This is a genomic window from Pseudomonas sp. KCJK9058 (genome assembly GCF_046230975.1).
In the GTDB taxonomy this organism is placed as follows: domain Bacteria; phylum Pseudomonadota; class Gammaproteobacteria; order Pseudomonadales; family Pseudomonadaceae; genus Aquipseudomonas; species Aquipseudomonas alloputida.
This window is the reverse complement of record NZ_JBJJLR010000021.1, coordinates 26,390-46,837: the sequence shown is the minus strand read 5'-3', so window position 1 is coordinate 46,837 and position 20,448 is coordinate 26,390. Positions and strand designations below refer to the sequence as shown.

Genomic DNA, 20,448 nt, shown 5'->3' with positions numbered 1-20,448 from the left:
CATAGTCATACCGCAGCCACTACCACGGCACCGAGCACCAGCACGGCACCCACGGCGATAGAGGCGGTGTACCAGCGCAGTTGGCCAGTCTCGGTCTTGCTCATGGCCACGTGGCCACCACGCGCCATCCGAGGAATCAGGCCGATGGTGCGGTCAACCGGGTCCTTGCGCAGGATGTGGCTGATCAGCAGGTACGGTTTGACGAAAAGCTTGTCGTAGATCCAGTCGAAGCCCCAGGCAGCGAACCACCAGGCCGACAGGACGCGACCGATGCCACTGTTGGCGACGGCGCTGACGAAGCGGCGCTTGCCCAGGAACAGCAGGGCGGCCAGCAGGATACCGGCGATGGCGATGGCACCCGAGGTGATCTCCAGCGCGTGCTTGGCTTCGCCACCGGCATGGCCGGCGCTTTCAGGCAGCACACCGGCCAGCGGCGGGGTGATCCAGGCGCCGACGAAGGTCGACAGCACGATCAGCACGCCCAGCGGCAGCCAGTGGCTGATGCCGTGGCCCGCGTGGGCTTCGGTCTTGGCTTCGCCGTGGAAGGCGATGAAGATCAGGCGGAAGGTGTACAGCGAGGTCATGAACGCGCCTACCAGGCCGGCATACAGCAGACCGGTGTTGCCGCTGGCGAAGGCTTCCCAGAGGATCTCGTCCTTGGAGTAGAAGCCTACGGTCACGATCGGCAGGGCCGCCAGTGCCGCACCACCGACCACGAAGCTGGCGTAGGCCAGCGGCAGCTTCTTCCACAGGCCGCCCATCTTGAAGATGTTCTGCTCGTGGTGGCAGGCAACGATCACCGCACCGGAGGCAAGGAACAGCAGGGCCTTGAAGAAGGCGTGGGTCATCAGGTGGAAGATCGCCGCGTCCCAGGCACCCACGCCCAGGGCCAGGAACATGTAGCCGATCTGGCTCATGGTCGAGTAGGCGAGGATACGCTTGATATCGGTCTGTACCAGCGCAGCGAAGCCTGCCAGTACCAGGGTCACGCCACCGACCACACCTACAAGGTGCAGGATGTCCGGCGCCAGCAGGAACAGGCCGTTGGTACGGGCGATCAGGTACACGCCCGCGGTCACCATGGTTGCGGCGTGGATCAGTGCCGAAACCGGAGTCGGGCCCGCCATGGCGTCGGCCAGCCAGGTCTGCAGTGGCAGCTGTGCCGATTTACCGACCGCACCACCCAGCAGCATCAGCGTGGCCAGCACCATCCAGGTGTCGCCAGCCTGGAACTTCTGCGGTGCCAGCACCAGCAGTTCCTGCACGTTCAGGGTGCCCAGCTGGGCGAACAGGATGAACAGGCCGATGGCCATGAACACGTCGCCGATACGGGTGACGATGAATGCCTTGAGTGCCGCGTTACCGTTGTTGCGGTTGCTGTAGTAGAAACCGATCAACAGGTACGAGCACAGGCCCACGCCTTCCCAGCCGAAGTAGATGAACAGCAGGTTATCGCCAAGGATCAGGAACAGCATGCTGGCGATGAACAGGTTGGTGTACGAGAAGAAGCGCGAGTAGCCGGCTTCGCCACGCATGTACCAGGATGCGAACAGGTGGATCAGGAAGCCGACACCGGTCACCACACCGAGCATGGTGACCGACAGGCCGTCCAGGTACAGGGTGAAGTTCGGCGCGAAGCCGTCCACCGACATCCACTGCCACAGCAGCTGGCTGTACGCGCCGCCCTCAGGCGGGGCAACGTTGAACTGCCAGATGACGTAAGCGGCCGTGGCGGCCGACAGGCCTACCGAGCCGACGCCGATCAGGGCGGACAGGTTCTCCGAGAACCGTCCGCGCGAGAACGACAGCAGCAGGAAGCCGATGAGGGGAAAGACGAAAGTCAGGAAGAGAAGGTTCATCCGCGCATCTCACTGGCAGCATCGATGTCGAGAGTGTGGAAGCGGCGATACAGCTGCAGCAGGATGGCCAGGCCAATGCTGGCCTCGGCGGCTGCCAGGCTGATCACCAGAATGAACATCACCTGGCCGTCGGGCTGGACCCAACGGGCACCGGCGACGACGAACGCCAGGGCAGAGGCGTTCATCATGACTTCCAGGCTCATGAGCACGAAGAGGATGTTGCGGCGGACCATCAGGCCAACCAGACCTAAGCAGAACAGGATGCCGGCGACCGCCAGACCATGCTCGAGAGGGATAGCACCCATGATTTACTCCTTCGCCTCGTTGCGGCCCAGGTGGAAGGCGGTGACGGCTGCAGCCAGCAGCAGCATCGACGCCAGTTCGACCACCAGCAGGTACGGGCCGAACAGGCTGATGCCCACGGCTTTCGGGCCCACGGTGGTACCGCTGATGCCGGCGCCACTCGGGGCGACGAACAGGACGTACAGCAGCTCCGCCAGCAGCAGGGTGCCGAGGATCACCGGCCCTGCCCAGATACCGGGCTTGAGCCAGCCCCGTTCCTGGGCGACCGAAGCCGGCCCGAGGTTGAGCATCATCACCACGAACACGAACAGCACCATGATGGCGCCGGCGTAGGCGATCACTTCCAGGGCGCCGGCAAACGGCGCACCCAGGGCGAAGAAGATCATGGCCACGGAAATCAGCGAAATGATCAGGTAAAGCAAGGCGTGCACGGGGTTGGTGCCAGTTACCACCCGAAGGGTGGAGACCACGGCGATCCCGGATGCGAAGTAGAAAGCGAATTCCATCTTTCTGTCCTTATGGGAGCAAGCTCTTCACGTTGATCGGCTCGGCTTCGTTCTGTGCAGAGCCCTTCGGCTTGCCAGCGATTGCCATACCCGCAACACGGTAGAAGTTGTAGTCAGGGTTCTTGCCGGGGCCGGAGATCAGCAGATCTTCTTTCTCGTACACCAGGTCCTGACGCTTGAACTCGGCCATTTCGAAATCCGGAGTCAGCTGGATCGCGGTGGTCGGGCACGCTTCTTCACACAGGCCGCAGAAAATGCAACGCGAGAAGTTGATGCGGAAGAACTCCGGGTACCAGCGGCCGTCCTCTGTCTCGGCCTTCTGCAGCGAAATGCAGCCAACCGGGCAGGCCACCGCGCAGAGGTTGCACGCTACGCAGCGCTCCTCGCCATCGGGGTCGCGGGTGAGGACGATGCGGCCGCGGTAGCGCGGCGGCAGGTACACGGGTTCTTCGGGGTACTGCAGGGTGTCGCGCTTGCGGAACCCGTGGGAGAACACCATTGCCAGGCTGCGCAGCTGGGTGCCGGTGCCCTTAACGATGTCGCCGATATACTTGAACATGGGTCAAATCCTCACTGGGCCGCGACGGCTGGCGTGTTGTAGAGCACGATCGCAGCGGTCACCAGCAAATTGATCAGGGTCAGCGGCAGGCAGAACTTCCAGCTGAAGTCCATCACCTGGTCATAGCGTGGGCGCGGGATCGAGGCGCGCAGCAGGATGAACAGCATGATGAAGAACGCGGTCTTCAGGGCGAACCACAGGAACGACAGTTGCGGCAGGATGCCGAACGGGCCGTGCCAGCCGCCGAAGAACAGGGTTACCAGCAGCGCCGAGATGAGGATGATGCCGATGTACTCACCGACGAAGAACATGCCCCACTTCATGCCGGCATACTCGATGTGGTAGCCGTCGGCCAGTTCCTGTTCTGCTTCCGGCTGGTCGAACGGGTGACGGTGAGTCACGGCGACGCCAGCGATGAAGAAGGTGCAGAAGCCGAAGAACTGCGGAATGATGAACCACAGGTTCTGCGCCTGGTACTCAACGATGTCGCGCATGTTGAACGAGCCCACCTGCACCACCACGCCCATCAGCGCCAGGCCCAGGAACACCTCGTACGACACGGTCTGTGCCGAAGCACGCAAGCTGCCCAGCAGGGCGTACTTGTTGTTCGACGACCAGCCGGCGAACAGCACCGCGTAGACCGACAGGCCGGCCATGGCGAAGAAGAACAGCAGGCCGATGTTCAGGTCGGCAACGCCCCAGGTCGGGGTGATCGGGATGACCACGAAGGCGATCAGCAGGGCGCTCATGGCCACTACCGGTGCCAGGGTGAAGATCACGCGGTCGACGAAGGGTGGGTTCCAGTCTTCCTTGAAGAACATCTTCAGCATGTCGGCAGCGATCTGGAACATGCCGAACGGGCCGACGCGGTTCGGACCGTAACGGTCCTGCCACCAGCCCAGCAGGCGGCGCTCGACGAAGCTGAGCAGCGCACCGCAGACCACCACGGCCAGCAGGACCACGATGGCCCGCAGCACGGTGAGGATCACATCGATCACTTCGGGGGTGAACCAGCTCATTGTGCTGCCTCCTGCAGACCTTCGACGGATGCACCGAAGATGGCAGGCGGAATGCCAGCCAGGCCTTTCGGCAGCGCGACCAGGCCAGCGCCCAGCTCTTCATTGATACGCAGCGGCAGGCGCAGGGCCACACCGGCGACGTTCAGGCTCAGCAGGGCACCCTCGTTGACGCCCAGGCGGTCGGCTTCGGACTTGGCCAGGGCTACGTAGGCAGCCGGGATGCGTTCTTGAACCGGAGCGGCGCGCGAGGAGCTTTCTTCGCTGCCGAACAGGTGGAAGAACGGTACGGCAGTCCAGGTGCCACGGGCCGGGTTGAAGGCCCCCGGAATGGTGTTGAACCAGTTCAGGCGGTCGCCTTGCGATTCGATCAGGCGCACGCCCGGGTCACCGGCACGCAGGTGGCCACCGACCTCGTCCTGAAACTTGTTCCAGGCTTGTGGGGAGTTCCAGCCCGGCGACCAGGCGAACGGCACCTGCTGGCGCGGTTCGGCCGAACCCGAGTAGCCTTCCATGGAGAAGGCGAACGCGGTGTCCTTGTCTTGCGGGGTGCGCGGCTCGTGCACGCTGATGTTGGCACGCATGGCGGTACGGCCGGAGTAGCGCAGCGGCTCACGGGCCAGCTTCATGCCCTTGATGCGGAACGCAGCGCTTGGCGCGGCGTTGACGATGCCGGCCAGTTGCGGGGCGGCTTCGGCGCAGGCGCTGGTGACGTGGTCCAGCTGGGTCCAGTCGACCGGCTTGTTCAGCAGGGTGGCACGCAGGGCGTGCATCCAGCGCCAGCCTTCGTGGATCTGGATGCTGCTGTCCAGGTACTGCGGGTCGAACACCTGGAAGAAGCGCTGGGCACGGCCTTCCTGGCTGACCAGGGTACCGTCACCCTCGGCAAACGAGGCGGCCGGCAGCACCAGGTGGGCGCGGTCGACGGTGGCAGTTCTGGAGTGGTCGGCAACGATCACCACCTTGGCCGCAGCCAGGGCTGCATCGACCTTGGCGGCCGGTACGCGGGCGTACAGGTCGTTTTCCAGCACGACGATGGCATCGGCCTTGCCGCCGATGACCGCGTCCAGCGCGGCATCGACCGACTCGCCACCGAGCATGGCCAGGCCAAGGCTGTTGGCCTCAGGTACCACCAGGCTCAGCGAGCCGTTTTTCTCGCGCAGCTTCAGGGCCTTGGCGATGTTAGCGGCGGCTTCGATCAGCGCTGGGTCGGCCAGCGACGTACCGGCAACGACCAGTGGGCGCTTGGCGGCGACCAGGGCGTCGGCGATGCGCTGGGCCAGGGCCTTGGCTTCGTCGTCCAGGCCGGCGACGGCAGGGGCGCTCGGGTCGATGGCGTGGGCCACGGCGAAACCGATGCGGGCCAGGTCGGCCGGCGCAGCGTGTACGCATTCTTCGGCGACGTCGTCCAGCTTGGTTTCAGCCAGGGACGCGATGAACAGTGGGTACAGCGCGTGCTGGCCAATGTTCTTCACGGCAGCGTCGAGCCAAGGCTGCACTTTCATTGCTTCGGCCATGGCCTCGGCCTTGCCTTTGGTGGCCTGGCGCACGGACAGGGCAACGCGGGCAGCGGTCTGGGTCAGGTCTTCACCGAGCACGAACACGGCGTCGTGATCTTCGATGTCGCGCAGGGTCGGCACGGGCAGCGGGCTGTTGTTCAGCACGTTCAGGGCCAGGCGTACGCGGGCCAGTTCGCCCGCTTCCATGCCTGAGTAGAAGTACTCGGCGCCGACCAGCTCACGCAGGCCGTAGTTGCTTTCGAGGCTGGCGCGTGGCGAGCCGATACCGACGATGGTACGGCCGCGCAGCAGGTCGGCGGCCTTGTCCAGGGCGGCGTCCAGGCCTAGCTTGGTACCGTCGGCCAGTTGTGGCTGGCGTGGGCGGTCCTTGCGGTTGACGTAGCCGTAGCCGAAGCGGCCGCGGTCGCACAGGAAGTACTGGTTGACCGAACCGTTGAAGCGGTTTTCGATACGGCGCAGTTCGCCGTAGCGCTCGCCCGGGCTGATGTTGCAGCCGCTGGAGCAGCCATGGCAGATGCTCGGGGCAAACTGCATGTCCCACTTGCGGTTGTAGCGCTCGGAGTGGGTCTTGTCGGTAAATACGCCGGTCGGGCAGACCTCGGTCAGGTTGCCGGAGAACTCGCTTTCCAGCACACCGTCTTCGACGCGGCCGAAGTACACGTTGTCGTGGGCGCCGTAGACGCCCAGGTCGGTACCACCGGCGTAGTCCTTGTAATAGCGCACGCAGCGGTAGCAGGCGATGCAGCGGTTCATCTCATGGGCGATGAACGGGCCGAGGTCCTGGTTCTGGTGGGTACGCTTGGTGAAACGGTAGCGGCGCTCGTTGTGGCCGGTCATTACCGTCATGTCCTGCAGGTGGCAGTGACCGCCTTCCTCGCACACCGGGCAGTCGTGCGGGTGGTTGGTCATCAGCCATTCGACGACGCTGGCGCGGAACGCCTTCGACTCTTCATCGTCGATGGAAATCCAGGTGCCGTCGGAAGCAGGGGTCATGCAGGACATGACGATACGACCACGGGTGTCGTTCTCGTCGGTGTACTGCTTGACTGCGCACTGCCGGCAGGCGCCAACGCTACCAAGCGCCGGGTGCCAGCAGAAATAAGGGATGTCGAGGCCGAGCGACAGACATGCCTGTAACAGGTTGTCTGCACCGTTGACTTCGAGCGCTTTGCCGTCTACGTGGATAGTGGCCATTGTTCAAAGTTCTTCGTTGGCCCGCGTGAGCGGGCGTGGCTAATGGAAATCGGTGAGCTTGCGACACGCCTCGATTGCTCGGGCCTGCCGGTAAGCTGGCGAGTGGCACGGACCACCCGCCTAATCATCTTGTTATGCGCCGACCACGATCGGCTTCGCCAGGTCGGGGCGCAGGGTGGCAGCGCTTTCTGGCGCCACACCGGCCTCGAACTCCGAGCGGAAGTATTTGATGGCACTGCCCAGCGGCTCGACGGCACCCGGTGCGTGAGCACAGAAGGTACGGCCCGGGCCGAGGAAGTTGACCAGCCCCAGCAGCGTCTCGATGTCCTCGGCGCGGCCTTGGCCGTTTTCCAGTGCGCGCAGCATCTTCACGCTCCACGGCAGGCCGTCACGGCATGGGGTGCACCAGCCGCACGATTCGCGGGCGAAGAACTCTTCCATGTTGCGCAGCAGCGACACCATGTTGATGCTGTCGTCGACCGCCATGGCCAAGCCAGTACCCATGCGGGTGCCGACCTTGGCGATGCCACCGGCGTACATTTGTGCATCAAGGTGCTCGGGCAGCAGGAAGCCGGTACCGGCGCCGCCTGGCTGCCAGCACTTGAGCTTGAAGCCATCACGCATGCCACCGGCGTAGTCTTCGAACAATTCGCGTGCGGTAACGCCAAATGGCAGTTCCCACAGGCCTGGGTTCTTCACCTTGCCGGAGAAGCCCATCAGCTTGGTGCCGTGGTCCTCGCTGCCTTCGCGGGCCAGCGACTTGTACCAGTCGTTGCCGTTGGCGACGATGGCCGGGACGTTGCACAGGGTTTCGACGTTGTTCACGCACGTCGGCTTGCCCCACACGCCAACGGCGGCAGGGAAGGGCGGCTTGGAGCGCGGGTTGGCGCGGCGGCCTTCCAGCGAGTTGATCAGCGCGGTTTCTTCACCGCAGATGTAGCGGCCGGCACCGGTGTGCACGAACAGCTCGAAATCGAAACCGCTGCCCAGGATGTTCTTGCCCAGCAGGCCGGCGGCCTTGGCTTCATCGATGGCGCGGTTGAGGTTCTTCGCTGCGGTGGTGTATTCGCCACGCAGGAAGATGTAGCCGCGGTAGGCCTTGAGGGCGCGGGCGCTGATCAGCATGCCCTCGACCAGCAGATGGGGCTGTTGCTCCATCAGCATGCGGTCCTTCCAGGTGTTCGGCTCCATTTCGTCCGCGTTGCACAGCAGGTAGCGGATGTTCATGGATTCGTCTTTGGGCATCAGGCCCCACTTCACGCCAGTGGGGAAGCCTGCGCCGCCACGGCCTTTGAGGCCGGAGTCCTTGACGCTCTGCACGATGTCGTCGGCGGACATTTGCGCCAGCGCCTTGCGGGCTGCGGCGTAGCCGTTCTTCGATTCGTATTCGGCCAGCCAGACCGGCTCGCCGTCGTCACGCAGACGCCAGGTCAGCGGGTGGGTTTCGGCCGAGCGCGCGATGCGGTTGGCCGGGCCGAAGGAAGTAATGGTCATACGTAACCCTCCAGCAGTTTGGAAACGCCAGCCGGCTGCACGTCACCGAAGGTGTCGTCGTCGATCATCAGTGCCGGGGCCTTGTCGCAGTTGCCCAGGCAGCACACGGGCAGCAGGGTGAAACGGCCGTCGGCGGTGGTCTGGCCGAGGCCGATGCCCAGCTCGCTCTGGATCTGGCTGACCACCGACTCATGGCCGCCGATGTAGCAGACCATGCTGTCGCACACGCGGATGATGTGGCGGCCGACCGGTTGGCGGAAGATCTGGCTGTAGAAGGTGGCGACACCCTCGACGTCGCTGGCCGGAATGCCCAGCACTTCGCCGATGGCGTGAATGGCGCCGTCTGGCACCCAGCCACGCTCCTTCTGGACGATCTTCAGGGCTTCGATGGACGCCGCGCGCGGGTCCTCGTAGTGATGCATTTCGTGCTCGATGGCCGAGCGCTCGGTTTCGCTCAGGGCGAAACGGTCTGTCTGGATAAGCGTGCTGTTCATGCTTAGCGGTCCACGTCAGCCATAACGAAGTCGATACTGCCCAGGTACGCAATGAGGTCGGCGACCATGCTGCCTTTGATCACCGAAGGGATCTGCTGCAGGTGCGGGTAGCTCGGGGTGCGGATCCGGGTGCGGTAGCTCATGGTGCCGCCATCGCTCGTCAGGTAGTAACTGTTGATGCCCTTGGTCGCTTCGATCATCTGGAACGACTCGTTGGCCGGCATGACCGGGCCCCACGAGACTTGCAGGAAGTGCGTGATCAGGGTCTCGATGTGCTGCAGGGTGCGCTCTTTCGGCGGCGGCGTGGTCAGCGGGTGATCCGCCTTGTACGGGCCTTCCGGCATGTTGCGCAGGCACTGGTCGATGATGCGGATACTCTGACGCATCTCCTCGACACGGACCATGCAGCGATCGTAGGCATCGCCGTTGTGGGCCAGCGGTACTTCGAACTCGAAGTTCTCGTAGCCGGAGTAAGGGCGGGCTTTACGCAGGTCGAAGTTGCAACCGGTGGCACGCAAGCCGGCACCGGTGGTGCCCCATTCCAGCGCTTCCTTGGTGTTGTACGCGGCAACGCCGATGGTACGGCCCTTGAGGATGCTGTTTTGCAGGGCGGCCTTGGTGTATTCGTCGAGGCGCTTGGGCAGCCATTCCACGAAGTCCTTGACCAGCTTGTCCCAGCCACGTGGCAGGTCGTGGGCGACGCCACCGATGCGGTACCAGGCCGGGTGCAGGCGGAAACCGGTGATCGCTTCGATCACGGTGTAGGCGCGCTGGCGGTCGGTGAAGGTGAAGAACACCGGGGTCATGGCGCCGACGTCCTGGATGTAGGTACCCAGGAACAGCAGGTGGCTGGTGATGCGGAAGAACTCGGCCAGCATGATGCGAATCACGTCGACCTTCTGCGGCACCTTGATGCCGGCCAGCTTCTCTACCGCAAGCACGTACGGCAGGTTGTTCATCACCCCGCCGAGGTAATCGATACGGTCGGTATAGGGGATGAAGCTGTGCCAGGACTGGCGCTCGGCCATTTTTTCGGCGCCACGGTGGTGGTAGCCGATGTCCGGTACGCAGTCGACGATTTCTTCACCGTCCAGCTGCAGAACGATACGGAACGCACCGTGCGCCGAAGGGTGGTTGGGGCCGAGGTTGAGGAACATGTAGTCCTCGTTGGCGCCCTGACGCTTCATGCCCCAGGCTTCCGGGTTGAAGCGTGCCGATTCCTCTTCAAGCTGCTGCTTGGCCAGGGTCAGGCTGTAGGGGTCGAACTCGGTCGCACGGGCAGGGTAGTCCTTGCGCAGCGGGTGACCTTCCCAGGTCGGCGGCATCATGATGCGGCTGAGGTGCGGGTGGCCGGCAAAGTCGATGCCGAACATGTCCCAGACTTCGCGCTCGTACCAGTTGGCGTTTGGCCAGATGCCCGTCACGGTCGGCAGGTTCAGGTCGCCTTCGCTGAGCGACACCTTGATCATCACGTCGCTGTTACGCTCGATCGACAACAGGTGGTAGAACACGCTGAAATCGGCGGCTGGCAGGCCACGGCGCTGGGTGCGCAGGCGCTCGTCGACGCCATGCAGGTCGTACAGCATGCTGTAAGGCTTGGCGACGCCGCGCAGGAAGCTGAGCACCTCTTTGAGCTGGGCGCGTTTTACCCACAGCACGGGCATGCCGGTGCGGGTTTCCTGGGCGACGAATGCGTCGGCGCCAAAACGGTTGTTCAGTTCGACGACCACATCCTGGTCGTCAGCCTTGTAGGGCGGAATGAAAATAGCGTTGTCCGCTGTCATGGTCTCGGTCGCTTTGGGTCAACGTTAAGAATGAAGCCAGGCCGCCGGCTCCTTCGGGAGCGGGCGGCAGGTCGCTGGATCAGACTTCGTCGGGGCTGCGCAGGTTGGTTACTGCAATGCGCTGCTCACGACGCAGGTCTTTCTGGGCTGGCATCTCGGCACGGTAAATACCTTGATCACCAACAACCCAGGAAAGCGGGCGTCGTTCTTGGCCGATCGACTCCTGCAGCAGCATCAAGCCTTGCAGGAAAGCCTCAGGGCGTGGCGGGCAGCCAGGCACATAGACGTCCACGGGGAGGAACTTGTCGACCCCCTGAACGACCGAGTAGATGTCGTACATGCCACCGGAGTTGGCGCACGAACCCATGGAAATGACCCATTTCGGTTCGAGCATCTGCTCGTACAGGCGCTGGATGATCGGCGCCATCTTCACGAAGCAGGTACCGGCAATGACCATGAAGTCGGCCTGACGCGGCGAGGCCCGGATGACTTCGGCGCCGAAGCGGGCGATGTCGTGGGGTGCCGTGAAGGCCGTGGTCATTTCCACGTAGCAGCAGGACAGGCCGAAGTTGTACGGCCAGAGGGAGTTCTTGCGGCCCCAATTGACCGCGCCACGCAGCACATCTTCAAGTTTGCCCATGAAGATGTTCTTGTGGACCTGGTCCTCCAGCAGTTGATCGGTGACGGTTTCCCGTTCACCGACCGGGTACTGCTCGTTGGGCGCATCCGGATCGATTCTGGTGAGATTGTATTGCATGCCAAAGCCTCATTGTTTCAGCTTCGCTTGCCGCTTGCGGCGACCTTCGGGAGCCCAATCAAGTGCCCCGACGCGCCATAGGTAGACAAGACCTGCCAACAGAATTGCTATGAAAACGAGTGCTTCGACGAATCCGGTCCAGCCGCTTTCGCGGACGGACACAGACCATGCAAAGAGAAAGAGGGCTTCGATATCGAAGATCACGAACAGCATCGCGACCAGATAGAATTTGGCGGACAGGCGCAGGCGAGCGCTGCCGACGGGCAGCATGCCGGATTCGAAGGGTTCGTTCTTGGCGCGGCCCCAGGCCTTGCTACCGAGCAGGCTGGACAGGCCGAGCATGAAGGCGCACAGGCCGACGACACCCAGGAGGAAGATGGCAAAGCCCCAGTTGTGGGCGATGAGTCCTGCCGAATCGGACATGCTAGAAATCCTTATACAGAGACCCAGCTCTGCAGTCTGAAATAAGTGTAGAGCGGCGACTTGGCGTCGCACATGCAGTGACCAAATGTCGCAGCCGGATCAATCGCGCTGATTTTATGGGTAAACCTGGTGCAAGTAAAATTTCTGTCGCAAATTTATTCGTAGGATTAAGTACAAAAACCGTTCGTAACTGGCTGAGAGCCTTGAAATTCGGGCATTACGCGCGGTTTTGTTAATTATGTTTCTTGCTGCAGGTAACGAATTGCAAGTCCTGTAATGATAATTAATATCATTTGAGCTGCTACCGTTGAATTTGGCTCTTCTGTGCCTTGTAAAGTTCACCTGGCGATTCCCCCTACTTGCAATTGCAAAAAACCCTTGTTCTAGCAGCTCTCGGTCCTGCGCGCACCGCTCTGGGTCAATACTTTATCGGTTGAGCGATGACCGACTGATGAAGCGATGGCCCATTGGCCGAGCCAGTAGGCGAGGATGATCAGGTACGGTGCGGCGGCGAACGGGCTGACGAAGCGGTCGATGCCGATCAGGCTGTCGGAGAACACGAACAGGCCGGCACCCAGTGCTGCCACTCCCCCGCAGGCCAGTGCGCGCCAGAGCATGGCGCTGATGGCCAGGGCGTAGAGCGCTACCGGTATCAGCAGCGGGCCGAGGCCGTGGCTGGCCAGTACGCCGAGCAGCGCGATGCCCGTGATTGCGCTGAAGATCAGTGCGGGCAGGGCGGGGCGCAGGGTAATGCCGCAATAGCCGCGCAGGTAAGCAAGGTGAGCACAAAGGAAAGCAGCCAAGCCGAACACGAACAGGTCGGCGGGGATGGCCAGCAGGATGTCACCGAGTACCGAGAAGCCCAGGCCGATCGAGATCCATGTGCGATAAGGCGAAACCGGGGTGCTGCGCAGCCAGGCAATCAAGGCCAGCACTGGGATGGGTTTGGCCATGAGGGCGAGCAGGGTGTTGTCGCTGGCCAGTGCATATAGATAGAGGGCAGCGGCGGTCAGGGCGAGAATCATCAGGTGGCTTGGACGAGGCATGGGCGGTCCTTGCTGCTGGGCTGCCACAAGCATAGCCCTGATCCGGGGTTTTGCTGCAGCCTGTGCCGGCCCTTTCGCGGGTAAACCCGTTCCTGCAGCGGCCTGTGCCCAATCGCCGATGTGTGTGTCTTCCCGATCAGTGTAGGAGCGGGTTTACCCGCGAATACGGTAGCGGCGGCAACGCTGAACGGCTGGTAAAAATTGGCCAGCAGGGCCCGGCCCTTTCTCGGGTAAAAACAAAGGCCCGGAGCTTTCACAAGCCCCGGGCCTTTGTTCAACCGCAACCCACTATCAGTGGAACTGCTCTTCCTCGGTCGAACCGGTCAGTGCAGTCACCGACGAAGCGCCACCCTGGATCACGGTGGTCATGTCGTCGAAGTAGCCGGTGCCCACTTCCTGCTGGTGCGCCACGAAGGTGTAGCCCTTGCTGGCGTCAGCGAATTCCTGCTCCTGCAGCTTCACGTAGGCGGTCATGTCGTTGCGGGCGTAGTCGTGTGCCAGGTTGAACATGCCGTGCCACATGTTGTGGATGCCAGCCAGGGTGATGAACTGATGCTTGTAACCCATGGCCGACAATTCGCGCTGGAACTTGGCGATGGTGGCGTCGTCCAGGTTTTTCTTCCAGTTGAAGGAAGGCGAGCAGTTGTACGACAGGATCTGGTCCGGGTACTCCTTCTTGATCGCCTCGGCGAAGCGGCGGGCTTCGTCCAGGTCCGGCTTGGCGGTTTCGCACCAGATCAGGTCGGCGTACGGGGCGTAGGCCAGGCCGCGAGCAATGGCCTGATCGAGGCCGGCACGGACCTTGTAGAAGCCTTCGCGGGTGCGCTCGCCAACCACGAACGGCTGGTCGTACGGGTCGCAGTCGCTGGTCAGCAGGTCGGCGGCGTTGGCGTCGGTGCGGGCCAGAATGATGGTCGGTACACCCGACACGTCAGCGGCCAGGCGAGCGGCCACCAGCTTCTGTACGGCTTCCTGGGTCGGTACCAGCACCTTGCCGCCCATGTGGCCGCATTTTTTAACCGAGGCCAGCTGGTCTTCGAAGTGCACGCCGGCGGCGCCTGCTTCGATCATGTTCTTCATCAGCTCGTAGGCGTTCAGTACGCCACCGAAACCGGCTTCGGCGTCGGCCACGATGGGCGCGAAGTAGTCGATGTAGCCGTCGTCGCCCGGGTTCTTGCCGGCTTTCCACTGGATCTGGTCGGCGCGGCGGAACGCGTTGTTGATGCGTTTGACCACGGTCGGTACCGAGTCGACCGGGTACAGCGACTGGTCAGGGTACATCGACTCGGCCGAGTTGTTGTCGGCAGCAACCTGCCAGCCGGACAGGTAGATGGCCTGGATGCCGGCCTTGACCTGTTGTACAGCCTGGCCGCCAGTCAGGGCGCCCATGCAGTTAACGAAATCTTTTTCGGGGCGGAAGGACGGGTGGGCACCTTCGGTGACCAGCTTCCACAGTTTTTCTGCGCCCTGACGCGCAAAGGTGTGCTCAGGTTGCACGGAGCCACGCAGGCGAACGACATCAGCGGCGGTGTAGGTACGGGTCACGCCTTTCCAGCGCGGGTTTTCGGCCCAGTCTTTCTCGAGGGCTGCAATTTGCTGTTCGCGTGTCAGTGCCATGGAAATAAACCTCGTCGCATCGATCTTGGGTTAATTGTGCTGATGCTCGGAGCAGATCAGGTGCCTGGCGGCTGTCCTGTTCGCAGGAATGCGGCGGCGAACGCGAAGGCTCGAAGGGGAAGGGTGGGCAGACCAGGCGAAGGTGTGCTCCGGCAGGTCGGCTCGTGGTTGCCTTGCTGCGGTGCGACGCGATTGCCAGTACTGCGGTGATGCGCTTCCGTCCCTCGGGACAACTTCTTCGTTGCAGTCGCAATCCCGTCGAACCGCCTTGTGGGCCGTATAGACACGAGGCGCCTCCAGGGGTGGGAGGAGTACGCCTCGAAGGCCCTTGCCAGGGCCCCTGATTAGCGGGAGCGAGGCCATCATGCCCTTGGGAAAAAGACCCTGTCAAATGTTTTGTAGTGCTTTTTTGTACTTACTACATCTTTGGTCTAATGCGACTTGGCAGTCAGTTTCAAGGCCTTTGGTCGAAGCCTTGAATTGCCTGGTATCAGTCAACAAGGTCGACTTTGACCCGCAATGTCATGTTTTCACCCCGTTGGGTGCTGTACGTATGGCTTGATGCGCTGCGATCGGCTTGGCTCTGCTGGTTGAACCCCGCCAGGGTGATCCACTCGCCGAGCTTGCCCGTGACTGTCGTGTCGGTACTTTGTACTTTCACTACATCTGCACGTTCGTGGCTGATGCGGTCATTATTACTGCTTATTTGCAGACGAACAGTTTCGCCGCTCAGGCTGGGGGTCACGTAGAAGCCTTGGGTCACGTTGCGGTATTCGGTGTTGCTCTGAATGCGCCCATAGCCGTCTGTGCTGGTGCTGGTAATGGGGATGCTCTGGCCCACCTGGATCAGTGCCGGTTGCCCTTCGCTGGCTTGTACCTGCTGCATGCCGCCGTCGCGGTTGCTGGTGCCGTAGTGAATGACGCGTGCGTTGCCGCGGTTGTCCTGGAAGTTGCTGTCGTTGTTGTCGACGCTGATCAGCAGGCGCTTGGGCGCGGTATCCAGTTGTTGCAGCAGGGCGCGCAGGTCGTCGATGCGCTCGGGGCTGGCGTTGACGATCAGTTTGTTCTCGAAGGCGCTGACCGTGCCGTCCTTGCCGATGAACGCCTGCAGGGCGGGCAGCAGTTCGGCGCTGCTGCGATGCTGAAGTGGCACCACCTCGGTGGCGGCATGGGCGGTGAGGCTGGCGACCAGCAACAGGGAGGTGAAAAGGGGGCGTAGCGGCATGTCCATGATCTCCGCAGGTGGAATCAACATGATGGCAAATTTGCTGACTTTTTGCCGGATCTGGATCACGCCGGCACTGTTGCGGACGGTCGTATTATCCTGGTTTATCTTGTAGGCTATAAATTATAGTAGGCAAGATAATTGAGGTTAATTGCATGTCTCCCGTTCGCCCGCTCCTACGCCGTCATCAGTTGGCCAACGCACTGGCCCAAGACCTGGCCGGCGAGTCGTTGGTCGATTACAGCTCGGGCATGTTCCTGGCCGCGCCCCGGCGTACGGGCAAAAGCACCTTCCTCAACAACGACTTCATACCGGAATGCGTACAGCGCGGCTGGCTACCGGTTTACGTCGACCTGTGGTCGGATCGCGACGCCGCCCCTGCGCAGCTCATCAGCGGCGCCATCGGTACTGCGCTGGCCAGATTCGAAGGTGCGCTGGCCAGGACGGCGAAAAAGGCCGGTGTCGACAAGATCAACCTGCTGCGCACCCTGAGCTGGGATTTCACCCGCCCGCAACTGCCTGCGGGTACTACCCTGGCCCAGGCGCTTGCCGTGTTGCATCAAGTGTCAGGGCAGTTGGTAGTACTGATCATCGACGAGGCTCAGCACGCCCTTAACAGCGAAGATGGCCTCAATGCGATGTTCGCGCTGAAAGCCGCGCGTGACCACCTTAACCGTGGCGACCGTCCGGACGGCTTGCGCCTGGTGTTCACGGGCTCTAGTCGCGACAAGCTGGCCAACCTGGTACTCAAGAGCAAGCAGCCATTCTTTGGTGCCAGCATCACGCCTTTTCCGTTGCTGGGGCGTGAATATGTCGAATTCATCACCGCCTTGTGGAACCGTCGCCTGGCCGACAGTAACCAGTTCAAGGTAGAGGACCTGGCATACGCGTTCGAATTGGTCGGCCGGCGCCCGGAAATGCTCAACAAACTGTTGGCCGAAGTCAGTGTCGGCCTGGGGGAGGCGGGCAACCTGGGTGAACTGCTGCGCAATGGGGCGCTGAACCATCAAGCCGGGGTGTGGAGCGACTACGAAAGCGCTTGGAACGAACTTACGCCGTTGCAGCAGGCCGTGCTAGAGGTCATGGCTGAGCGCACGCTGGGTCGGCAGCCGTTTTCCCCGTTTACCGAGCAAACCCTGGTTGAGGTCAGCCGCAAGCTGGCGCAGGCCCAGGCGGTAGCCAACGTCAACACGGCAAACGTACAGAAGGCCCTCGATGCCCTGCGCGACAAGGAGCTGGTATGGAAGGCCAATCGTGGCGAGTACGCGTTGGAGGATACTGCCATGGCCGAATGGCTCGCCCGCGACCAGGCAGTCGCCGGCCACAGGTGAACCTTTGAGGTGCCCCGTAAGTCGCACTCACAGGGAGCGCGTGGGGTGATTGCATGAAGGGTGTCCTGATCTTGCTGTTATGGCTTTGCAGTCTTGGTGCACAGGCTGCAGCGGACACGCTGCGCATCAAGCAGCTGCAGCGTTGCGGCGACTTGTTCAGCGATAGCCAGCAGCGATGGTGCCTGCGTGCCGAAGGGCTCCGGGCAAATCTGCCAACGGTATGGCTCGGCGGTACGCGGCTGTCAGAAGCCGATATCGAGCGCCAGGGTGACCGGCTAACGCTGAAACTGGCGAGACAAGCCCAGCGCAGCGCCCCGCTCTGGCTGGCCGATGGCGGCCGCACCAGCAACCCGGTATGGCTGACCCGCCAACGCAGTCATGTGATCGCCGCAGGGCCCGATGAAGTGGCGAAGAACATGGATGGCCTGACCACCTATGTCGATCTGGTCAGCCTGTTGATCGAAGAAAAATACGACGGCCTCGACGAGGCCCGGCGCATCGCCGGCAAATACGGCGCCCAGGTTGTCGGTGCCATACCGCCGCTGAATGTCTACCAGCTGCGCTTGCCGGTAGAGGACCTGGTGCAGCGCGATGCGATGGTCCTGCGCATGGGCAGTGAAGTCAGCGTGGATGCCGTGATTGTCGAAGAGTCCGGCCCCGAGCGCGGGGAGGAGGGCAATGGGCGCAGCACCCGGGCCATCGACCAGGCGGACGAATGGGCCGCCAACCGCTTCATGGACGCGCTGTATTTCTACCGGCGCCGGATTGCCGCATCTGGCTTGCCGGTGAAGCCCGTGCGGGTCGGGGTAATCGAGCGCGAAGTGGACTTTGACACCCCAGGGTTCAGCCATTATCGAGGGGGCTGCGAACGAGGCCAGACATGCCTCTTCGCTCGCGACGGTGATCGCCCGGCAAGCCACGGCAGCCATGTCGCAGGCATTCTCGCTGCGCAGGGTGAGGGCTTTTTGCCAGGGCTGGGCAAGCACAGCCCTGGCTTCGAGGTGGTGGTAGAGCGCAACTCGGATGCCGGTATCACCGCCAACATCGCTGCCTCGGTGAACCTGGTCGAAGATGGCGTGCGGGTGCTGAACTGGAGTTGGGGCATTCACCGGGTCGGGGCACGCAATGTGAAGGGTGATGAGGTCGATTCGCTGGTGCGCTCCGGGCTGGCAATGAGTGGCTACGAGGAGTTACTTGAGGAGTTCTTCCTCTGGCTGCGCAAGGAGCACCCTGATGTGGTGGTGGTGAATTCGGCGGGCAATGGTGCGTCCTGGTCGGGGACCGATGAGTATCGCCTGCCTTCGTCATTCATCACCGAGCAATTGCTGGTGGTGGGCGGGCATCAGCGCAGTGACAAGGCTACGGCAGTTGAAGCCCACAATCACGTGCGCAAGCGTCACAGTTCCAATATCGACATGCGCGTGGACGTCAGTGCTGCTGCCTGCATACGCCCAGTGTCTGCCGAGGCTGCGCATTGCGGCACGTCGTACGCAACACCCTTGGTGACTGCCACTGTGGCGACGATGCTGTCGATCAACCCGGCACTTACCCCGGAACAGGTGCGCATGCTGTTGCGGCGCAGTGCCTTGACCCTGGGCGCCGAACAGGATTTTGAAGCGATGGATGCCGAAGACCTGACGGCGCCGATCCTGCCCTCAGAGCGTGGTGGCCGCCTGAACGACCCGGACCTGGGCCGTTCGGCGCGCCTGGACATGCAGCGTGCGCTGGACCTGGCCGTGCAGAGCCTGGAGCGGGTGCGTTGAGCGGTGGCCGCTGTCAGACAAATTCCGTAACATCGCGCCCCTCGTTTTTCTAACGTCCGTCAGGACTGCACCACAGGAAGCCCATGAAGCCCGCCCGACTACGCGCCGACCTGCTCGCCGGCCTCACTACCTCGTTTGCCTTGGTCCCCGAGTGCATCGCCTTTGCTCTGGTGGCCCATCTCAACCCGCTGATGGGCCTGTATGGCGCGTTCATCATTTGTACCCTGACGGCGCTGTTCGGCGGGCGGCCGGGGATGATCTCAGGCGCTGCCGGCTCGATGGCGGTGGTGATCGTCGCCTTGGTGGTGCAGCACGGCGTGCAGTACCTGCTGGCCACGGTGCTGCTGGGCGGTGTGGTGATGATCCTGTTCGGCCTGCTGCGTCTGGGCAAACTGGTGCGCCTGGTGCCATACCCGGTCATGCTTGGCTTCGTGAACGGCCTGGCCATCGTCATCGCCATGGCTCAGCTGGAGCATTTCAAGGACGGCGAACACTGGCTCAGTGGCACGCCGCTGTACCTGATGATCGGCCTGGTCGCGCTGACCATGGCGGTGGTTTATGTGCTGCCGAAACTGACCCGTGCGGTGCCGCCGGCCCTGGTGGCGATCCTCGGTGTTGGCCTGCTGGTGTACGTGCTCGGGCTGCCTACCCGCACCCTGGGCGACATGGCGCATATCGCCGGCGGCCTGCCGGGGCTGGCGCTGCCGGAGGTGCCCTGGAATCTGGAAACCCTGAAGATCATCGCCCCCTACGCGGTGCTGATGGCCATGGTTGGCCTGCTGGAAACCCTGCTCACCCTCAACCTGACCGACGAAATCACCGAGAGCCGTGGCTTCCCGGACCGCGAGTGTGTGGCATTGGGCGCTGCGAACATGGTGTCGGGCCTGTGCGGCGGCATGGGCGGCTGCGCGATGATCGGGCAGACGGTGATCAACCTCAGCTCCAATGGCCGGGGCCGGTTGTCGGGGGTAGTGGCCGGGGTGATGATTCTGCTGTTCGTGCTGTTCCTGTCGCCGCTGATCGAGCGCATTCCCCTGGCGGCGCTGGTTGGGGTGATGTTCGTGGTGGCCCAGCAGACCTTTGCCTGGGCGTCGTTGCGGGTGTTGCACAAGGTGCCGGTGAATGATGTGCTGGCGATCGTTGCGGTGACTGTGGTCACGGTGCTGACCGACCTGGCCATGGCAGTGCTGTTCGGTATCATCATCGCGGCGCTCAACTTTGCCTGGCAGCATGCGCGGGAGCTGTATGCCGACACCCATGAGGACGCGGAGGGCGGCAAGCGTTATCAACTGCATGGCACGCTGTTCTTTGCCTCGACCACCTCGTTCCTCAACCAGTTCGACACGGCCGGGGACCCGGCCCAGGTCACGCTGGATTGCCAGCATTTGAGCTTTGTCGACTATTCGGCGGTTGCGGCGCTGAAAACCCTGCGCGAGCGCTATGCCAGGGCGGGCAAGCATTTGCGCGTGGTGCATTTGTCCGAGCGGTGCAAGAAGCTGTTGAAGCGGGCGGGCGAGCAGCACTGAGCTTGATTGTGGCCTGTGCCGGCCTCTTCGC

General features: G+C 62.6%; 17 protein-coding genes. 3 read left to right on the top strand and 14 right to left on the bottom strand.

The genetic code is table 11. From position 1 onward, the window contains the following. Positions 1-5: 5 nt before the first annotated feature. The 14 genes from nuoL to ACK59Z_RS13475 all read right to left on the bottom strand — a co-directional run bounded on the left by nuoL (position 6) and on the right by ACK59Z_RS13475 (position 15,827). Entirely contained in the window at positions 6-1,859 is a 1,854-nt protein-coding gene (nuoL, locus tag ACK59Z_RS13540) for an NADH-quinone oxidoreductase subunit L (protein ID WP_003251447.1), read from the bottom strand. Further along, positions 1,856-2,164: an NADH-quinone oxidoreductase subunit NuoK gene (gene nuoK, locus ACK59Z_RS13535; RefSeq protein WP_003251446.1), complete on the bottom strand. Its 309-nt coding sequence runs from the start codon at positions 2,162-2,164 to the stop codon at positions 1,856-1,858. The genes nuoL and nuoK overlap by 4 nt, the downstream gene beginning before the upstream one ends. Positions 2,165-2,167: 3 nt before the next feature. Further along, complete coding sequence (gene nuoJ, locus ACK59Z_RS13530; protein WP_003251444.1) at positions 2,168-2,668, bottom strand: NADH-quinone oxidoreductase subunit J; 501 nt, start codon at positions 2,666-2,668, stop codon at positions 2,168-2,170. A gap of 10 nt (positions 2,669-2,678) precedes the next feature. Continuing rightward, positions 2,679-3,227, bottom strand: coding sequence for an NADH-quinone oxidoreductase subunit NuoI (nuoI, locus tag ACK59Z_RS13525; protein WP_003251442.1), 549 nt, complete (start codon positions 3,225-3,227; stop codon positions 2,679-2,681). Between the two features lie 11 nt (positions 3,228-3,238). Then, positions 3,239-4,246, bottom strand: coding sequence for an NADH-quinone oxidoreductase subunit NuoH (nuoH, locus tag ACK59Z_RS13520; RefSeq protein WP_003251440.1), 1,008 nt, complete (start codon positions 4,244-4,246; stop codon positions 3,239-3,241). Next, positions 4,243-6,957 carry an NADH-quinone oxidoreductase subunit NuoG gene (nuoG, locus tag ACK59Z_RS13515; RefSeq protein ID WP_108191261.1) on the bottom strand — a complete coding sequence of 905 codons (2,715 nt, stop codon included), beginning with the start codon at positions 6,955-6,957 and terminating at the stop codon, positions 4,243-4,245. Before nuoG ends, nuoH begins: the two co-directional genes overlap by 4 nt. A 132-nt stretch (positions 6,958-7,089) precedes the next feature. Further along, a complete protein-coding gene (gene nuoF / locus ACK59Z_RS13510; protein ID WP_010954901.1) occupies positions 7,090-8,451 on the bottom strand; it encodes an NADH-quinone oxidoreductase subunit NuoF in 1,362 nt (453 codons plus the stop codon). Then, positions 8,448-8,945: an NADH-quinone oxidoreductase subunit NuoE gene (nuoE, locus tag ACK59Z_RS13505; protein WP_003251433.1), complete on the bottom strand. Its 498-nt coding sequence runs from the start codon at positions 8,943-8,945 to the stop codon at positions 8,448-8,450. Before nuoE ends, nuoF begins: the two co-directional genes overlap by 4 nt. A gap of 2 nt (positions 8,946-8,947) precedes the next feature. Further along, a complete protein-coding gene (gene nuoC / locus ACK59Z_RS13500; RefSeq protein WP_010954900.1) occupies positions 8,948-10,729 on the bottom strand; it encodes an NADH-quinone oxidoreductase subunit C/D in 1,782 nt (593 codons plus the stop codon). Between the two features lie 79 nt (positions 10,730-10,808). After that, complete coding sequence (locus ACK59Z_RS13495) at positions 10,809-11,486, bottom strand: NADH-quinone oxidoreductase subunit B family protein (protein WP_003251429.1); 678 nt, start codon at positions 11,484-11,486, stop codon at positions 10,809-10,811. Positions 11,487-11,495: 9 nt separating this feature from the next. Further along, positions 11,496-11,909: an NADH-quinone oxidoreductase subunit A gene (locus tag ACK59Z_RS13490; protein ID WP_003251427.1), complete on the bottom strand. Its 414-nt coding sequence runs from the start codon at positions 11,907-11,909 to the stop codon at positions 11,496-11,498. 383 nt (positions 11,910-12,292) lie between these two features. Continuing rightward, positions 12,293-12,955, bottom strand: coding sequence for a lysoplasmalogenase (locus ACK59Z_RS13485; RefSeq protein WP_181318776.1), 663 nt, complete (start codon positions 12,953-12,955; stop codon positions 12,293-12,295). Between the two features lie 291 nt (positions 12,956-13,246). Beyond that, a complete protein-coding gene (gene aceA / locus ACK59Z_RS13480) occupies positions 13,247-14,572 on the bottom strand; it encodes an isocitrate lyase (protein ID WP_003251416.1) in 1,326 nt (441 codons plus the stop codon). A 490-nt stretch (positions 14,573-15,062) separates the two neighbouring features. Beyond that, entirely contained in the window at positions 15,063-15,827 is a 765-nt protein-coding gene (locus tag ACK59Z_RS13475) for a secretin N-terminal domain-containing protein (protein ID WP_173879731.1), read from the bottom strand. A 125-nt stretch (positions 15,828-15,952) separates the two neighbouring features. Here ACK59Z_RS13475 and ACK59Z_RS13470 point away from each other — a divergent pair, with 125 nt between their 5' ends. The 3 genes from ACK59Z_RS13470 (at position 15,953) to ACK59Z_RS13460 (ending at position 20,417) form a co-directional block, all read left to right on the top strand. Continuing rightward, the gene (locus ACK59Z_RS13470) at positions 15,953-17,128 is read left to right on the top strand and encodes a hypothetical protein (RefSeq protein ID WP_108191257.1); all 1,176 of its coding nucleotides are present in this window, start codon (positions 15,953-15,955) and stop codon (positions 17,126-17,128) included. A gap of 53 nt (positions 17,129-17,181) precedes the next feature. Then, a complete protein-coding gene (locus ACK59Z_RS13465) occupies positions 17,182-18,891 on the top strand; it encodes a S8/S53 family peptidase (protein WP_108191256.1) in 1,710 nt (569 codons plus the stop codon). A gap of 83 nt (positions 18,892-18,974) precedes the next feature. Next, the gene (locus tag ACK59Z_RS13460) at positions 18,975-20,417 is read left to right on the top strand and encodes a SulP family inorganic anion transporter (protein WP_108191255.1); all 1,443 of its coding nucleotides are present in this window, start codon (positions 18,975-18,977) and stop codon (positions 20,415-20,417) included. Positions 20,418-20,448: the final 31 nt, after the last annotated feature.